This is a genomic window from Amycolatopsis sp. NPDC004747 (assembly GCF_053601335.1).
Genome location: NZ_JBSGBQ010000010.1, coordinates 180,317 through 195,950, shown reverse-complemented (window position 1 = coordinate 195,950; position 15,634 = coordinate 180,317). Strand labels below are relative to the sequence as shown.

The 15,634-nt window shown below is 71.8% G+C and carries 12 protein-coding genes; 4 read left to right on the top strand and 8 right to left on the bottom strand.

Annotated elements, in window-relative coordinates; all coding sequences use genetic code 11:
* The first annotated feature begins 14 nt into the window (after window positions 1–14).
* Entirely contained in the window at window positions 15–584 is a 570-nt protein-coding gene (locus ACWEGE_RS18350; protein ID WP_449661645.1) for a TIGR03086 family metal-binding protein, read from the top strand.
* Between the two features lies 1 nt (window position 585).
* Here the strand turns inward: ACWEGE_RS18350 and ACWEGE_RS18345 are convergent, their stop codons facing one another.
* Window positions 586–1,398, bottom strand: a complete 813-nt coding sequence (locus ACWEGE_RS18345) for a (2Fe-2S)-binding protein (RefSeq protein ID WP_449661644.1) — start codon at window positions 1,396–1,398, stop codon at window positions 586–588.
* Between the two features lie 360 nt (window positions 1,399–1,758).
* Here ACWEGE_RS18345 and ACWEGE_RS18340 point away from each other — a divergent pair, with 360 nt between their 5' ends.
* Together ACWEGE_RS18340 and ACWEGE_RS18335 are read left to right on the top strand one after the other, a co-directional pair.
* Window positions 1,759–4,314 carry an ATP-dependent Clp protease ATP-binding subunit gene (locus tag ACWEGE_RS18340; protein WP_003075196.1) on the top strand — a complete coding sequence of 852 codons (2,556 nt, stop codon included), beginning with the start codon at window positions 1,759–1,761 and terminating at the stop codon, window positions 4,312–4,314.
* Between the two features lie 106 nt (window positions 4,315–4,420).
* Window positions 4,421–6,112 (top strand): Hsp70 family protein, encoded by a 1,692-nt coding sequence (locus ACWEGE_RS18335; protein WP_449661643.1) that lies wholly within the window; start codon window positions 4,421–4,423, stop codon window positions 6,110–6,112.
* A 1-nt stretch (window position 6,113) separates the two neighbouring features.
* On the opposite strand, the gene ACWEGE_RS18330 is transcribed toward ACWEGE_RS18335, so the two are convergent.
* The 5 genes from ACWEGE_RS18330 to ACWEGE_RS18310 all read right to left on the bottom strand — a co-directional run bounded on the left by ACWEGE_RS18330 (window position 6,114) and on the right by ACWEGE_RS18310 (window position 10,350).
* The gene (locus ACWEGE_RS18330) at window positions 6,114–6,581 is read right to left on the bottom strand and encodes a YbaB/EbfC family nucleoid-associated protein (protein WP_449661642.1); all 468 of its coding nucleotides are present in this window, start codon (window positions 6,579–6,581) and stop codon (window positions 6,114–6,116) included.
* The gene (locus tag ACWEGE_RS18325) at window positions 6,574–7,632 is read right to left on the bottom strand and encodes a hypothetical protein (RefSeq protein WP_449661641.1); all 1,059 of its coding nucleotides are present in this window, start codon (window positions 7,630–7,632) and stop codon (window positions 6,574–6,576) included. The genes ACWEGE_RS18330 and ACWEGE_RS18325 overlap by 8 nt, the downstream gene beginning before the upstream one ends.
* Before the next feature lies 1 nt (window position 7,633).
* Entirely contained in the window at window positions 7,634–8,017 is a 384-nt protein-coding gene (locus ACWEGE_RS18320; protein WP_449661640.1) for a hypothetical protein, read from the bottom strand.
* 189 nt (window positions 8,018–8,206) lie between these two features.
* Complete coding sequence (gene pcp / locus ACWEGE_RS18315; RefSeq protein WP_449661639.1) at window positions 8,207–8,848, bottom strand: pyroglutamyl-peptidase I; 642 nt, start codon at window positions 8,846–8,848, stop codon at window positions 8,207–8,209.
* Between the two features lie 68 nt (window positions 8,849–8,916).
* Window positions 8,917–10,350 (bottom strand): M1 family metallopeptidase, encoded by a 1,434-nt coding sequence (locus ACWEGE_RS18310; protein ID WP_449661638.1) that lies wholly within the window; start codon window positions 10,348–10,350, stop codon window positions 8,917–8,919.
* 148 nt (window positions 10,351–10,498) lie between these two features.
* On the opposite strand from ACWEGE_RS18310, the gene ACWEGE_RS18305 reads away from it, so the two are divergent.
* Window positions 10,499–13,657, top strand: coding sequence for a BTAD domain-containing putative transcriptional regulator (locus tag ACWEGE_RS18305; RefSeq protein WP_449661637.1), 3,159 nt, complete (start codon window positions 10,499–10,501; stop codon window positions 13,655–13,657).
* Window positions 13,658–13,745: 88 nt separating this feature from the next.
* Here the strand turns inward: ACWEGE_RS18305 and ACWEGE_RS18300 are convergent, their stop codons facing one another.
* Entirely contained in the window at window positions 13,746–14,552 is an 807-nt protein-coding gene (locus tag ACWEGE_RS18300; protein ID WP_449661636.1) for an ABC transporter permease, read from the bottom strand.
* Window positions 14,549–15,529 (bottom strand): ATP-binding cassette domain-containing protein, encoded by a 981-nt coding sequence (locus ACWEGE_RS18295; RefSeq protein WP_449661635.1) that lies wholly within the window; start codon window positions 15,527–15,529, stop codon window positions 14,549–14,551. The genes ACWEGE_RS18300 and ACWEGE_RS18295 overlap by 4 nt, the downstream gene beginning before the upstream one ends.
* Window positions 15,530–15,634: the final 105 nt, after the last annotated feature.

Genomic DNA, 15,634 nt, shown 5'->3' with positions numbered 1-15,634 from the left:
CTTGGATCACCGGCATGACTGCTGCACTGCTGCGCCCGGCCGCGGCCGAATTCCTCCGGATCGCGCGCGCGGTCCCCGACCTGACCGCGCCGACGCCGTGCGCGGGCTACGACGTCCGCGGGCTGCTCAACCACCTCTTGTACTGGGGCCCGTGGCTGATCGCGGCGGGACGGCGTGCGGAGCCACCCTCGCCGGCGGTGGGCGAGGCGGAGGCGGCGCTGGTGGCGGACGGCTGGCGGGTGGACCTGGAGAAGCAGACGGAGGTGCTGGTTTCGGTGTTCGAAGCGCCGTCGGCGTGGACGGGGACGACCGCGCTGGGCTCGGCCCCGATGCCGTCGGCGGTGGTGGGCGCGATGGTGCTGGGCGAGTTCGTGCTGCACGGGTGGGACCTGGCCCGGGCCGGCGGGCGGCCGTGCTCGTTCGCTCCTGAAGCGACGACGGCGGTGTACGAGTCCGCGGTGGCGATGGGCGACCGGGCTCGGTCGATGGGGGTTTACGGGCCGGAGGTGCCGGTGGCGGCCGGTGCGCCGCCGCTCGAGCGGGCGCTGGGCGCGGCGGGGCGGGATCCGGCCTGGCGGCCCTGAGTCAGCGCGAACAGGTGCGCGGGCACCCGTCGCACTCCGCCGACGACGGCAGCAGGTACGAGAAACAGCAGCTCTCCCGCCGCCTCGTCCACTCCCGCCCCTCCGTCGGCCGCAGCGTCGACGCCGACGTCAGGGGCGGGTACCGCGCGTCGAGCACCAGGGCCGCGTCCGCGACTGCCGCGCCCTCGGCCTCCGGTGTTCCGCCCTGGCGGCCCGCCCACCACAGCGCGTTCTCCAGCGCGTCCGTGGCCGCCGCCCAGAGGGTTCGGCGGCCCAGCCTGCTCGCGGGTGCGTACACCCGGACGAACTCGGCCGCGTGGGCCAGGTAACGCGCCCGCAGGACCGCCGCCAGCGCCCGCTCGTCGCGGACCGCCGTCGCCTCCGGGCGGGCCGAGCCCGGGTCCGTCGGGAGGCAGTGGAACGCGTCGCCCAGCACGGCCGTGCCGTCCGGGTGCGGGCGGTCGTCAGCCAGGCGAAACGCCAGCGAAGCCGGCTTCAGCGACGGCACCCGGCGCTCGTGGTGCCACAACAGCGCGCCGACGTACGCCGGGACGTGCAGGTACCACGTCAGCACCCAGGCGGCCGTCGTGGGGGCCGGTGCCACCGAGTGCTCGCGCAGCAGCCAGCCGCCCAGTGCGCCGCGCCACTCGTCGAAGTACGAGGGTGTCCGGAGCAGCTCCGAACAGCGGATCCAGCCCGGCGGCACGTCGGTGCGCAGCTCGCTGCCGTCCGGCAGGCCCGAGACGCGTCGCAACGACGACGCGAGGCCGTCGCCGACCTCGCGTGCCTCGCGGAAGGACCGCTGGTGGCTCAACCGCGGCCCTCCTTGAAGCGTCGAAGTGGATTAGGTGTGCCTAACCTTACATGCCGTGGAAGCTGCGCCGATCGGGTGGGTCACTCCCAGCGTGCGGACTGTTCGCGGTGAGCGGACAGCGCGCGGATGGCGGAATCCACGTGGCCGCTCGCACGTTGGGCTTGACGTAAAGGTGCAGGGCAACCTGATGATGGGAGCACCCGGGAGATGCCACGTCCGGGTGCGGAAAAGACCGCCGACAGCCGTAGTGGTACGCCAGCGCGACGACTTGGCTACTAGAGTGGTCTCACGGTGCTGAATCCATCGCGGGTGAAAGCACGATGGAAACGGGCCGCCGGCGCAGCAGTCGAGGGAGTGCACATGTTTGAGAGGTTCACCGACCGCGCGAGGCGGGTGGTCGTCCTGGCTCAAGAAGAGGCCAGGATGCTCAACCACAACTACATCGGCACCGAGCACATCCTCCTGGGTCTGATCCACGAGGGTGAGGGTGTCGCCGCCAAGGCGCTGGAGTCGCTGGGCATCGCCCTGGAGGGCGTGCGCCAGCAGGTCGAGGAGATCATCGGCCAGGGCCAGCAGGCGCCGAGCGGGCACATCCCGTTCACGCCGCGCGCCAAGAAGGTGCTGGAGCTGTCGCTTCGCGAGGCGCTGCAGCTCGGCCACAACTACATCGGCACCGAGCACATCCTGCTCGGCCTGATCCGCGAGGGCGAGGGCGTCGCCGCGCAGGTCCTGGTCAAGCTGGGTGCGGACCTCAACCGGGTCCGCCAGCAGGTGCTGCAGCTGCTCTCGGGCTACCAGGGCGGCAAGGAGTCCACCGAAACCGGTTCCGGCCGCGGTGAGGGCACCCCGTCGTCGTCGCTGGTCCTCGACCAGTTCGGCCGCAACATGACCGTGCTCGCCCGCGAGGGCAAGCTCGACCCGGTCATCGGGCGCGGCAAGGAGATCGAGCGGGTCATGCAGGTGCTGTCCCGCCGGACCAAGAACAACCCGGTGCTCATCGGCGAGCCGGGCGTCGGCAAGACCGCCGTCGTCGAGGGCCTCGCGCAGAGCATCGTCAAGGGCGAGGTGCCCGAGACGCTCAAGGACAAGCAGCTCTACACGCTGGACCTGGGCTCCCTGGTCGCCGGCTCCCGCTACCGCGGTGACTTCGAAGAGCGCCTGAAGAAGGTGCTCAAGGAGATCAAGACCCGCGGCGACATCATCCTGTTCATCGACGAGCTGCACACGCTGGTCGGGGCGGGTGCCGCCGAGGGCGCGATCGACGCGGCTTCGATCCTGAAGCCGATGCTCGCCCGCGGTGAGCTGCAGACGATCGGTGCGACCACGCTCGAGGAGTACCGCAAGTACATCGAGAAGGACGCCGCCCTCGAGCGCCGGTTCCAGCCGATCCAGGTCGGCGAGCCGTCGCTGGAGCACACGATCGAGATCCTCAAGGGCCTGCGCGACCGGTACGAGGCGCACCACCGCGTCTCGATCACCGACTCGGCGCTGGTCGCCGCCGCGACCCTGGCGGACCGGTACATCAACGACCGGTTCCTCCCGGACAAGGCGATCGACCTGATCGACGAGGCCGGCGCCCGGATGCGCATCCGCCGGATGACCGCGCCGCCGGACCTGCGCGAGTTCGACGAGAAGATCGCGAACGTCCGCCGCGACAAGGAGTCCGCGATCGACGCGCAGGACTTCGAGCGGGCCGCCCGCCTGCGTGACGAGGAGAAGACCCTCCTCGGCCAGAAGGGTGAGCGGGAGAAGCAGTGGAAGGACGGCGACCTCGACGTCGTCGCCGAGGTCGACGACGAGCAGATCGCGGAGGTGCTGGCCAACTGGACCGGCATCCCGGTGTTCAAGCTGACCGAGGAGGAGACCACCCGGCTGCTGCGCATGGAGGACGAGCTCCACAAGCGCATCATCGGCCAGGAGGACGCGGTCAAGGCCGTCTCGCAGGCGATCCGCCGTACGCGTGCGGGCCTGAAGGACCCGAAGCGCCCGTCGGGCTCGTTCATCTTCGCCGGCCCGTCCGGTGTCGGTAAGACCGAGCTGTCGAAGGCGCTGGCCTCGTTCCTGTTCGGCGAGGACGACGCGCTCATCCAGATCGACATGGGCGAGTTCCACGACCGCTACACCGCTTCGCGGCTCTTCGGTGCCCCTCCGGGCTACGTGGGCTACGAAGAGGGCGGCCAGCTGACGGAGAAGGTGCGTCGCAAGCCGTTCTCGGTGGTCCTGTTCGACGAGATCGAGAAGGCGCACCAGGAGATCTACAACACGCTCCTGCAGGTGCTGGAGGACGGCCGCCTGACCGACGGTCAGGGCCGCACGGTCGACTTCAAGAACACGGTCCTCATCTTCACGTCCAACCTGGGCACTTCGGACATCTCGAAGTCTGTCTCGCTCGGGTTCGCCGGGTCCAACGACACCGGCACCCGGTACGAGAAGATGAAGCAGAAGGTCAACGAGGAAATGAAGAAGCATTTCCGCCCGGAGTTCCTGAACCGGATCGATGACATCATCGTGTTCCACCAGCTGACGCAGGAACAGATCATCCAGATGGTCGACCTGATGATCGGCCGGGTCGAGACGCAGCTCAAGGCCAAGGACATGGAGCTGGAGCTCACCGCGAAGGCCAAGTCGCTGCTGGCCAAGCGCGGCTTCGACCCCGTGCTGGGTGCGCGGCCGCTGCGCCGCACGATCCAGCGCGAGATCGAGGACCAGCTGTCGGAGAAGATCCTCTTCGGCGAGGTCGAGCCGGGCCAGATCATCCTGGTCGACGTCGAGGGCTGGAGCGGCAACCCGGAGGACAAGGACGACCAGGCGCGGTTCACCTTCCGCGGCGAGCGTCGCCCGTCGTCCATCCCGGACGCCCCGCCGGTCAGCATCGGCGCGGGCCACGAGGAGCAGGGCGAAGCCGAGAACGACTGATCTCGGCTGAGTGGTTCGCCGGAGGGCGGTTCCCCGAGTGGGGAGCCGCCCTTCGGCGTTCCGGGCGCATGAGACGATGCCCGCGGACCTTGGGAGGGGAATCCGCGTGGACGTGCTCTCGATCGACTTCGGGACTTCGAGCACGGTCGGCGTGCTCTCCGCCTTCGGGCGGGGACCCCGGGCGATCGAGGTCGACGGCTCGGTCACCATGTCCTCCGCCGTCTACGTCAACGACGACGGCCTGCTCGTCGTCGGCCAGGACGCCGAGCGGCGGGCGAGGCTCGATCCCAGCCGGTTCGAACCGAACCCGAAGCGGCGCATCGACGAAGGCCGCCTCCGGCTCGGCGAAACCGAGGTCGACGTCGCCGACGCCTTCGCCGCCGTGCTGCGCAGGATGGGGGAAGAGGCCGAACGGCAGCTCGGCCACCCGCCCGCGCAGACCCGGATCTCGCACCCCGCCGGCTGGGGCGCGAGCCGGCAGGACGTCCTCTCGGCCGCCGCGGCGAAGGCCCGGCTCGCCGACGTGCGGCTGATCCCCGAACCGGTGGCCGCCGCCGCGCACTACGCCAGCCTCGGCAGCCGGGCCGGCGGGCCCATCGGGGTCTACGACCTCGGGGCAGGCACCTTCGACTGCGCCGTCGTCGGGGTGACCCGGCAGGGGTTCACCGTGCTCGCCGAGGACGGCCTGCCCGATCTCGGCAGCCTCGACATCGACCAGGCCCTGCTCGTCCACATCGGACGCTCCGTCTCGCACGCCGATCCGGCGCAGTGGCAACGGCTCCTGCGCCCGCAGACCACCGCCGACCGCCGGACGCGCCGGGCGTTGCTGCAGGACGTCCGTGACGCCAAGGAAAGCCTCTCGCGGCACACGCAGACCCACGTGCCGATGGCCGATCCGTTCGGGGACGTGCTCGTCAGCCGGGACGAGCTCGAGGCGCTCGTGCGGCCCAGCCTGCTGCGCAGCGCCGAACTGCTCGCCGCCACGATCCGCCGGGCCGGCCTCACCCCCGCGCAGCTCGCCGGGGTCTACCTCGTCGGCGGGCCCAGCCGGATGCCGCTGCTGGCCACCCTGCTCGGACGGCAGCTGGGCGTCGCACCGACCACGCAGGACCAGCCCGAGACGGCCGTCGCGTTCGGGCTGCACCACGTGCCGCTCGGCACCACCAGCGACCTCACCGTGCCCGCCTTCGCGCCCGTCCGCCCGCCGGTGACGCCGCCGCGGCCGCAACCGTGGCAGCAGCAGGCGGTGCCACCGCAGCCGGCGCCGCCACCGGAACCGCGCCGGAAGCGCAAGCCCTGGTTCCTCGCGCTCGCCGTGCTCTTGGTCGCCGCGGTCGTGGCCACCATCGTCGTGTTCGTCATCCGTGACCAGGCCGCGCGGGCCGCGGCGGACTGCACGCAGACGACCGAGCGCGACCGGGCCGGCTTCACCCCGTGCCTGCGCTCGCTGGCCGGCTCCGTCCCGGACCGGAGCACCTGCAAGGAGAACGACCACTTCGCCCAGTTGCTGCGCGCCCAGCTCTCGGTCATCTGCGCCTTCACGGGCGGCAGCGTCAGCTACTACCAGGGCGTGACCACCGAATACATCGAGGTGAACACGAAGCTGACGCCCGCCGGCCGCGGCACCTGGGACGGTGGCGGGCTGCACGGCGAGTACGTCGCCAGTGCCGACAAGAGGTCGTCGATCGTGCTCTTCGGCGTGGCGGAGCGCCGGGTGGCCGCGATCTACTTCACGGAAGAACCCCGTCGCCTCGAGGAGCTGATCGCCGGCTTCAACAGCCGGATCAAGCCGGCCTGACTCACCAGGCCCGGTCGAGCCGCATGCCGCGGCCGTACCAGTCGTCGTCCGCGACCGGGCCGGCCGGCGGCGGCTCGGCCGGGGTGTCCGACGACCGGTCCTTGAGCACCTTGCCGTCCTCCGCGGGCGGCGCCGGGGCGGCAGGCGCGGCCACCGGCGCCGGCGTCGGCGCCGGTTCGAACTGCACCCGCCAGCGCAGCCGGTCCATCAGGTAGCCGCCGCTGCCCAGCGGCGCCAGCAGCTGTCCGGTCCGCTTCGCCGACTCGCGCTGCGCCTCGACGTACGTGCGCAGGACGGCGTCCGCGATCTCCGACGGCGACATCCCCGAGACGGCGTCGGTCAGCCGCAGCCGGGTCAGCACGCCGTCGGTGTTGACCGACAGCGACACCGCGCCGTCGGCGGACGTCGCCGTCGCCGACAGCGCGGACAGTTCGGCCAGGAGGGCTTCGCGGTCCGGGCCGTCAGCCATCCAGCCTCCCGACGTGCGTCGCGCCGCTGGACACCTGGCCGTCGGGGGCGATGTCGACGTTCGCGTCGCGGACGTTCTTCTCGGTCTGCCGCGAGGTGTGGTCGGTCTCGAAGTTGTCCGGGTCGAAGCTCGAGCCCGGGCTGACGTCCGGCGCGTCGGGGATCTTCGGCAGGTCGACGGCTTCGTCGCCGATGCGGTCCGCCAGCGTCTGCGCGGCGTCGGCGGCGCCGTCGCGGATTTTGCCCGCGCTGTCCATGAAGCTTTCGTACAGGTCGAACCCGTTGTCGCCGGTGATCTCCGCCTGGTTGGCCACGGCCGCGGTGATGGCGCCGCCGGCGGCGTTCCCGGCGACGATCGCGCCGTTGGCCATGGTGAAGATCGTCGCGCCCGCCGCGGCGCCCGCGCCGGCGGTGGCGACGGTGAGCAGCCCGGTGACCGCGCCCGCGAAGGTCGCCGCCAGCACCTTCGACATGGCCGATTCGCGCTTCTGCTCCTGCGACTTCTGGTAGTCCTCCGCCGTCTTCTTGAACGTGTAGCCGAGGTTGCTCAGGTCCTGCCGGGCCGAAGCGATGGCCTCGCGCGCGGCGACGAGGTCGGCCTCCAGGATGGTGATCTTGGTTTCGACCTGGGTGAAGGTGTCCGCGAGGTCGTTCAGGTACGCCTTGACGGCGTTGGCCGCGGAGCCGCGCCAGACGTCGAGGAACTGCCGGGCGTCGTCGAGCTTCGGGCCCGAGTCGCGCTGCAGCGCCTTCCAGACGGCGTCGTGCCGCATGATCAGGTGCTGGAGGCCCTCGGCCGAGTCGTGGTCGATGTCGGCGTCGGAGAACTCGCGGTAGACCGCGGCGACGTCGTCCTGCATCTTCTCGAAGTCGACGCCGGCCGCGACGAAGCCGACGAGCCAGTCGGTCACCCGCAGGATCTCCAGGGCGTCGAGCGCGTCGTTCGCACCCTGCTTCAGGTCCTCCGAGACGCCTTCCAGGAGCTCGGCGCGGCGGTCGTCGCCACCGGACATCGGCTGGGCGTCGAGCCCGGTGTCGAAGTAGCCGTCCACGTCAGTTCCCCTCCAGGCCCGCGGCCGCGCGGTTGACGTGCCGCTTCGAGTCTTCGTCGGCCTTCTCGTACAGCTCGGCGACCCGCATCAGCGCGTGGCCGGTGTCCGCGGTGGTCTGGTGCAGCCGCGCGACCAGCTGCTGGATCTTCGCCAGGTGGTCGTTGTAGGCCGCGGCGACGGCGGGCATGCCGAGCGTGCGGCCGAAGGCGTTGTGGACGGGGATCATCCCGGTGATGCCGCCGAAGAGGCCGCTGCCGCCACCGGAGGAAACGGGCACGTCGGTGCCGCGCAGGCCGTTCGACGCGGTTTCCGCGGCGTCGGCCGCGCTCTGGAGGGCTCCGGCCGAGTCCCGCAGGTCCTGCAGGTCGGTCTCGAATCCGATCATCACTCACCTCTTCTTCGGGCTGCGCGTCCGGACATGCAACCACCGTTCGATCAGCCGGCAGGGTGCTTTGCGGACGGTGTGCGTCAGATCACGAGCGCCGGGCCGCGACTCGCGTGATTGCGGACGTGACTCGCGTGATCGGGGGCGGAACTCGCGTGGTTGAAGAGGCATCTTGCGGATGAGGGCGCGTCAGTGCTCCGCGCCCGCGCTGGTCGCCAGGTCCGCCGTCACCCGCAATGCCGTGTCCGCCAAGGCTTCCAGCGCGTCGGCGATGCGGTCGACGCCCAGTGACGGCTCGGCCTTGCCCGCCGCCGCGACCTGGTCCGGGCTGAACGGGACGTGCACGAACCCGCCGCGCGCGCCCCGGAACTCCGTGGCCAGCAGGTGCATCAGCCCGTAGAACACCTGGTTGCACACGTACGTCCCGGCCGTGTGGGACACCGACGCCGGCACGCCCGCGGCGCGGATCGCCGCCACGCACGCCTTCACCGGCAACGTCGTGAAGTACGCCGCCGGGCCGTCCGCGACGACCGGGACGTCCACCGGCTGGGCGCCCGCGTTGTCCGGGATGCGGGCGTCGATCAGGTTGATCGCCACCCGCTCCGGCGTCACCTCGGCGCGGCCACCCGCCTGGCCGGCGCACACCACCAGCGACGGCCGGTGCTCCGTCAACGCCCGCCGCAGCGCCGGCAGGGAAGCTTCGAATTCGCAGGGCAGCTCCACCGCCGCGACGTCGTCCCGGCGCGCGCCCACCAGCGAAACCGCCTGCCACGACGGGTTGACCGACTCACCGCCGAACGGGGCGAACCCCGTCATCAGCACCCTGGCCATGGTCCCTCCCAAAACGAGCGTCGAGGCCACCCTACGTCCGCGGGATGGCCTCGACGCTCGTTCCGCGCTCAGGCGGCGGGCTTGAGCCCACCCGGGTAGAGGTACTGGTCGGCCGGCTTGCCGGCGCCGTACACCCACGCGTCGAAGAAGCCCTGGAGGCTCCGGTGCGCGGCGAACTCGGTGAACCGCTGGAACTCCTGCATGCTCGCGTTCCCGTCGCGGTGCAGCGACGGCCAGGTCTTCAGGACCCACGAGAAGGCCTGCTCACCGATGTAGTTGCGCAGCGCGTGCAGCATCATCGGGCCTTTCGAGTACACGTACGTGAACTCGTTGCCCTGACCCATGTCGTAGAGCTTGCCGTTCCAGAGCCGCGCCGGCGCCGTCTTGACGTCGTTCGCGTACTGGGCGTTCAGGTCGACGCCCTCCTTCGCCTCGTCCCACAGCCAGGTGGCGTAGGAGGCGAAGCACTCGTTGAGGCAGACGTCGCGCCAGTGCGAGACCGCCACCGAGTCGCCGTACCACTGGTGGGCGTTCTCGTGCACGATCGTCGGCACCGTGCCCGCCCAGCCCGCCGAGTAGATCGGCCGGCTCATCGTCTCCAGCGAGAAGCCGATCTGCTCGTTCAGGAAGATGCCGCCCGCCGCGTCGATCGGGTACTTGCCGAACTTCGACTCGAGGAAGTCGAGGATCTCCGGCAGCCGCCCCTCCGCCTGCTTGGTCGAATCCGGGGTGCCCGGCGCGAACGCGCTGACGATCGGGGTGCCGTCCTTGCGCTTCTGGCGGTCGAACGTCCACTTGTCGATCGCCACCGTCGTCATGTACGGCACGATCGGCGTCTCTTCGGCCCAGACGTGCGTGGTGCCGCCCGGTGCCTTGAACGACGGCTTCTCGCGGCCGTTGGCGATCACGCCCCACTCGTCGGGCACGGTGATCGCCAGGTGGAACGTGGCCTTGTCGAGCGGGGTGTCGTTGACCGGGTACCAGGTCGTGGCCGACCTCGGCTCGCCGGCGACGAACGCGCCGCCCGCACGGGCGAACTGCCAGCCGTTGTTGCCGAGCGACGGGTCGTCGATCGGCGCGGGCACGCCGTGGTAGGCGATCTTCACCCCGAAGCGCTGGCCGCGCCACAGCGCTCGCGAGGGAGTGATGACCAGCTCGTGGTCGCCGGTCCGGCTGAACTGCGCCTCCCGGCCGTCGACCTGCACCGAGTCGACGGTCAGGCCGTGCAGGTCCAGGTTGAACGAGCTGAGCGACTGCGTCGCCCGCGCGGCGATCTCCTGGTTGCCGGTGAGCTGGTGCGAGGCCGGGTCGTAGGTGACCTCGAGGTGGTAGTCGGCGACGTCGTAGCCGCCGTTTCCGTCCTGCGGGTAGTAGCTGTCGCCGGCGCCGTCGCTGCCGGGCTTCGGTGCGCCCCAGCCGTCGCCGGCCGCGGCGACACCGGTGCCGAGGCAGAGGCCGGCGACCACGGCGGCGGCCACCACGACCGGTTTCTGTCCCCTCATGAACGCTCCTGTCCGTATGCGGATGGGCATCGTCCGCAACGTATCGCCACGAACGGGTGAACCGGGAGGACGTGTCTCATATGTCCGGATAATCAGCACTTCCGTCGGCCCGCCCCGGCAGCGGTCCGCCGTCTGGAAAGCTGGACGCATGCGCGTTGCGCTGCTGGGTCCGCTGCGGGCGGCGGAAGACGACGGCACGCCGATCGACATCGGCGGCGCCCGCCTCCGCATGCTCCTGGCCAGGCTGGCGCTCGACGCCGGGCGCGCGGTGCCGGCCGACGCGCTCGTCGACGGGCTCTGGGGCGCCGGGCCGCCGTCCGACGCGGCCAACGCCCTGCAGTCGCTGGTCTCGCGGCTGCGCAAGGCCTTGCCGGTGCCCGTGGAGTCCGGGCCGGGCGGCTACCGGCTCGCGGTGGCCGCCGGTGACGTCGATGCCCAGCGGTTCGAACGGCTCGCCGCCGAGGGCCGCCGCGAGCTGGCCGCGGGCCGGGACCCGCACGCGGCCGCCCTGCTCACCGAGGCTCTTGCGCTGTGGCACGGCCCCGCGCTCGCCGACGTCCTCGACGCGCCCTTCGCGCAGGCTCCGGCCCGGCGGCTCACCGAGCTGCGGGCCGAGGCGGCCGAAGACCGGTTCGAAGCGCTGATCCGGCTGGGCGAGCACGCCGGGGTGCTGGCCGACCTGACCGCGGCGGCCGACGCCGACCCGCTGCGCGAACGGCTCGCCGGGCTGCGGATCCGCGCGCTGTGCGCGGCCGGGCGGCAGTCGGAGGCGCTGGCCGTCTACGCCGGCATCCGCCGCACGCTGGCCGACCAGCTCGGCGTCGACCCCTCGGCCGAGCTGCAGGAGATCCACGTCGCCGCGCTGCGCGGCGAGTTCGCGCCGCCGGCCCCGGTGGCCGACCGGCTGCCGACCCGGCTGACCACGTTCGTCGGCCGGGACGACGAGCTCAAGCTGCTGGCCGAGCTCCTCGGCGGCGCCCGGCTGGTCACGCTGACCGGCCCGGGCGGGGCGGGCAAGACCAGGCTGGCCACCGAAGCGGCGTCACGGCACCCCGCGCACCAGCGAGGCCGGGTCTGGTTCGCCGCGCTGGCCGGCGTCCGCGACCCCGACGACGTCCCCGGTGCGCTGCTCGGCGCGCTCGAAGTCCGGGAGATCCGCGCCGAGACCGAGATCAACCGCCGCCAGCCGACGCCGGTGGAACAGGCGGTCGAGGTGCTCGGCGGCGAGGAAGCCCTGCTGGTGCTGGACAACTGCGAGCACGTCGTCGACGTCGCCGCGCGGCTGGCCGACGAGCTGCTGCACCGGGCGCCGCGGCTGCGGATCCTGGCCACCAGCCGCGAGCCGCTGGCCATCACCGGGGAGGCGCTGTGCCCGCTCGGCCCGCTGCCGGTGCCCGCGGAACGGGCCGCGCCCGCGGAGTCCGCCGAGCTCGACTCCACCCGGCTGTTCCTCGACCGGGCCGCCGCGGTCCGGCCGGACTTCGTGCTCGACGAGTCCACTGTGGACCACGTCGGGGAGATCTGCCGACGGCTCGACGGCATGCCGCTGGCCCTCGAGCTGGCCGCGGCGCGGCTGCGGTCGATGACGGTGGCCCAGATCGCCGGCCGCCTCGGCGACCGGTTCCGGCTGCTCACCTCGGGCAGCCGGACGGCGCTGCCGCGGCAGCGGACGCTGCGCGCGGTCGTCGAGTGGAGCTGGGAGCTGCTGGCCGAGCCCGAGCTGGTGCTGGCCCGGCGGCTCGCGGTGTTCGCCGGCGGCGCGGAGCTGGCGCCGATCGAGGCCGTGTGCGCCGACGAGCTGCTGCCCGCCGCGGACGTGCCGTACGTGCTCGGCAGCCTGGTCGAGAAGTCCATAGTGGACAGCGTCGGCACGGGTGGCGAGCCGCGGTACCGGATGCTCGAGACGCTGCGGGCCTACGCCACCGAGCGGCTGGTGGAGTCGGGGGAGCACGACCGGACGCGCCGGGCGATGGCAGGCTACTACGCCGAGCTCGCCCAGCGGCTGGAACCGACGCTGCGCACGGCCGACCAGCTGCAGGCAATCGACCAGTACGAAGCCGAGAGCGCCAACATGATCGCGGCGTTGCGCGGCGCGATCGAAATGTCCGATGTGGACAACGCGGTCGCGTTGCTGGACGGGATGTTCTGGTACCTGACCATCCTCGGCCAGGGCGGCCGGATCGGTTCACTGCTGCGCGAGACCCTCGAATTCGGCGACCGGCTGCCCCCGGCGGTCCTGGCCGCGTACCGGGCGCTCTGCTACCTGATGGACGCGATCCCGATCCGGTCGGACCAGCCCGAGATCCTCCAGCTGGTCGACGACTGCGTGCGCAGTGCCGCGGTGGACCGCTACCCGGGCCTCGCGGTGGCCCTGCCGATGCTGGCCTTCCTGGGCGGCGACCGCGAGATCGCCGTCCGCGAGGTGCGCCGGGCCGCGGGGCACACGGACCCGTGGACGCGCGCCGGCGCGCACTGGGTGGAGAGTTTCCTGCTCGACGACGCGGGGGACGTGGAGGGCGCGGACCGGGCACGCGACCTGGCCCACGCCGGGTTCGAGGCGGTCGGCGACCGCTGGGGCATCGCGATGACGCTGAGCTTCAAGGCGTACGCGTTGTCGCAGAACGGCGACAGCGCCAAGGCCATCGAGATCTACCAGCAGGGTCTGGCGCTGTCGATGGAGCTGCGGTCCTACGAGGACGCCGTGCAGCACTGGTGGCGGCTGGCCGTCGAGCGGGCCCGCACCGGGGACTTCGAAGGGGCCTGGCGCGATCAGGAGGCCGCGGAGCGCTACGGCGAAGGCATCACGAACCTGCAGCACCGGGCCATCCTGATGTTCGGCAGGCTCGAACTGCTGCTGCGCACGGGCCGGCTGGCCGAGGCGCGGGCGCTGCTCGACCGCGTCGCCGCGATGAGCGGCGACGACTGGTTCCCCGGCGGCATCGGCGACGAGTTCATCCACGCGTTCGAGGCGCGGATCCTGCTGGCCCAGGGCCGCGCCGACGACGCGGAGCCGCACGCGGCCATCGCGATCCGGGCGACGAACCGGCGCGGCGACATGCCGGACCTGGCCGGGGCGGTGGAGCTGCTGGCGATGATCCGCGAGCGGCAGGGCCGTCCCGAGACGGCGGCGCGGGTGCTCGCCGCCTCCGCCGTGATCCGCGGCCGGCTCGACCTCGGCAGTCCCGAGGTCCGGGCGCTCATCGACACCCTGCGCGCGGCGCTTCCCGACTACGACGAACGCCACGGCGACTTCCGCAGGCAGTCCAAACAGGACACGATCGCCTGGCTGCTGGCCGAACTGGGCTGACGACGCCCGTGAGCGGGAAACAGGTTCCCCAACCCGTTCCCCGCTCACGGCTTCCCCTGGTGCGGAACACCCCCGTGTCTCCGCGCCCTCACACCCGCCGGCGGTAGGCCCACGTGGCCAGCGGGAAGAACACCACCACGGCGCCGGCCATCCAGGCCAGCGCGCCGGCCAGCGGACCGGCCACCGCGCCGCCGTTCATCAGGCCGCGCAGCGCGTTCGCCATCAGGCTGACCGGGCTGATGTCCGCCCACGCCCGCAGCCAGCCCGGCATGGTGTTCGTCTGCACGAACACGTTGCTGCCGAAGGTCAGCGGCATGATGAAGACGAACATCAGCGCCTGCGCCGAGCCCGGCGTCTTCATCAGCATGCCGACGAACACCGAGCCCCAGCAGAAGCTCAGCCCGAACGCCAGCGCGAGCAGGATCGCCACCGCGAACTCGCCGGGGCTGGTCGCGATCCGGTAGCCCATGATCGTCGCCACGATCATCAGCACGGTCAGGCAGACGACGTACCGCACGACGTCGGCGAGCACCGCGCCGATCAGCGGTGCCGAGCGGGCGATCGGCATGCTGCGGAACCGGTCGAACACGCCCTTGGTGACGTCGGTGTTGAGCTGCACGCCGACGGTCAGGCACGCCTGCAGGATGTTCATCACGATGACGCCGGGCACGACCAGCTGCAGGTAGGCGTCGATCGAGCCGGACAGCGCGCCGCCGAACAGGTAGACGAAGATCACCAGGAAGATGATCGGCATCAGGGTGACGTCGGCGAGCTGTTCGGGGTTCTTGCGGATCTTCAGGATGCCGCGCCAGGCCAGCGAAAGCGCGTGCTGGAAGCCCTTTGCGGGACTGATGTGCCGCGGCGGGGCCGGGCGGTCGAGGGCCAGCGTCGTCATGCCAGGCTCCCTTCGAGGGTCTTGTCGGCTTCGGTGGACTGTTCGGCGGTGTGCCCGGTGAGGGCGAGGAACACCTCGTCGAGGCTGGGCAGCCGCAGCGCCAGCTCGTCGGCGGTGATCCCGGCTTCGTCCAGCTTGCGGACCAGGGTGGACAGCAGCACCGGGTCGTTGACCGGCGCGGTGAGCAGGCCGGTCGAGTCGTCGCGGGTCGGCCGGACGCCGGTGAGGTCGCCGAGGATCCGGTTGACGGCGTCCATGTCGGCGAGCTGGGTCGGCCGCACCTGCAGGGTCTGCCCGCCGACGCGGCGCTTCAGCTCGTCGGCCCGGCCGTCGGCGACGACCCGGCCGTGGTCGAACACGGTGATCTTGTCGGCCAGCTGGTCGGCCTCCTCCAGGTACTGCGTGGTCAGCAGCACCGTCGCGCCCTCGGCGACCAGGCCGCGGACGACGTCCCACACCTCGTTGCGGGCGTGCGGGTCGAGCCCGGTGGTCGGCTCGTCGAGGTAGAGCACCTCGGGCCGGCCGACCAGGCTGGCCGCGAGGTCCAGTCGCCGCCGCATGCCGCCCGAGTACGTCCGGATCGGCCGCTTGGCCGCCTTGGTCAGCTCGAACCGCTCGATCAGCTCCGTCGCGCGGGCCTTCGAGTCGGCCCGGGAGTAGCCGTACAACCGTCCGATCAGGACGAGGTTCTCGATGCCGTTGAGGTCCTCGTCGACCGAGGCGTACTGCCCGGTCAGCCCGATCAGGCTGCGGACCCGCACCGGGTCGGTGACCACGTCGTAGCCGCCGACCGTGGCTCTGCCCGCGTCCGGTTTCATCAGCGTGGCCAGGATCCGGACGGCGGTCGTCTTGCCCGCGCCGTTCGGCCCGAGCACCCCGACGACCTGCCCGAACGGGACCTCGAGGTCCACCCCGTCCAGCGCCTTGGTGTCCCCGAACGTCTTGACCAGGCCCTCGGCCTGGATTGCGTGCGACATGGGCGTCCTCCTTCGCTGCCGCTTCCGAGAAGCACTGTGGACGGCCGCGCTGGTAGGCCGCGCACAGCGCGCTGTCAGCGGCTGGCAGGCGCTGGTGGAGATCTT

Coding starts and splice junctions, on each gene's coding strand:
- ACWEGE_RS18350 (WP_449661645.1), top strand. CDS start 15: ATGACTGCTGCACTGCTGCGCCCGGCCGCGGCCGAATTCCTCCGGATC.
- ACWEGE_RS18340 (WP_003075196.1), top strand. CDS start 1,759: ATGTTTGAGAGGTTCACCGACCGCGCGAGGCGGGTGGTCGTCCTGGCT.
- ACWEGE_RS18330 (WP_449661642.1), bottom strand. CDS start 6,581: ATGGCTGACGGCCCGGACCGCGAAGCCCTCCTGGCCGAACTGTCCGCG.
- ACWEGE_RS18320 (WP_449661640.1), bottom strand. CDS start 8,017: ATGATCGGATTCGAGACCGACCTGCAGGACCTGCGGGACTCGGCCGGA.
- pcp (WP_449661639.1), bottom strand. CDS start 8,848: ATGGCCAGGGTGCTGATGACGGGGTTCGCCCCGTTCGGCGGTGAGTCG.
- ACWEGE_RS18310 (WP_449661638.1), bottom strand. CDS start 10,350: ATGAGGGGACAGAAACCGGTCGTGGTGGCCGCCGCCGTGGTCGCCGGC.
- ACWEGE_RS18305 (WP_449661637.1), top strand. CDS start 10,499: ATGCGCGTTGCGCTGCTGGGTCCGCTGCGGGCGGCGGAAGACGACGGC.
- ACWEGE_RS18300 (WP_449661636.1), bottom strand. CDS start 14,552: ATGACGACGCTGGCCCTCGACCGCCCGGCCCCGCCGCGGCACATCAGT.
- ACWEGE_RS18295 (WP_449661635.1), bottom strand. CDS start 15,529: ATGTCGCACGCAATCCAGGCCGAGGGCCTGGTCAAGACGTTCGGGGAC.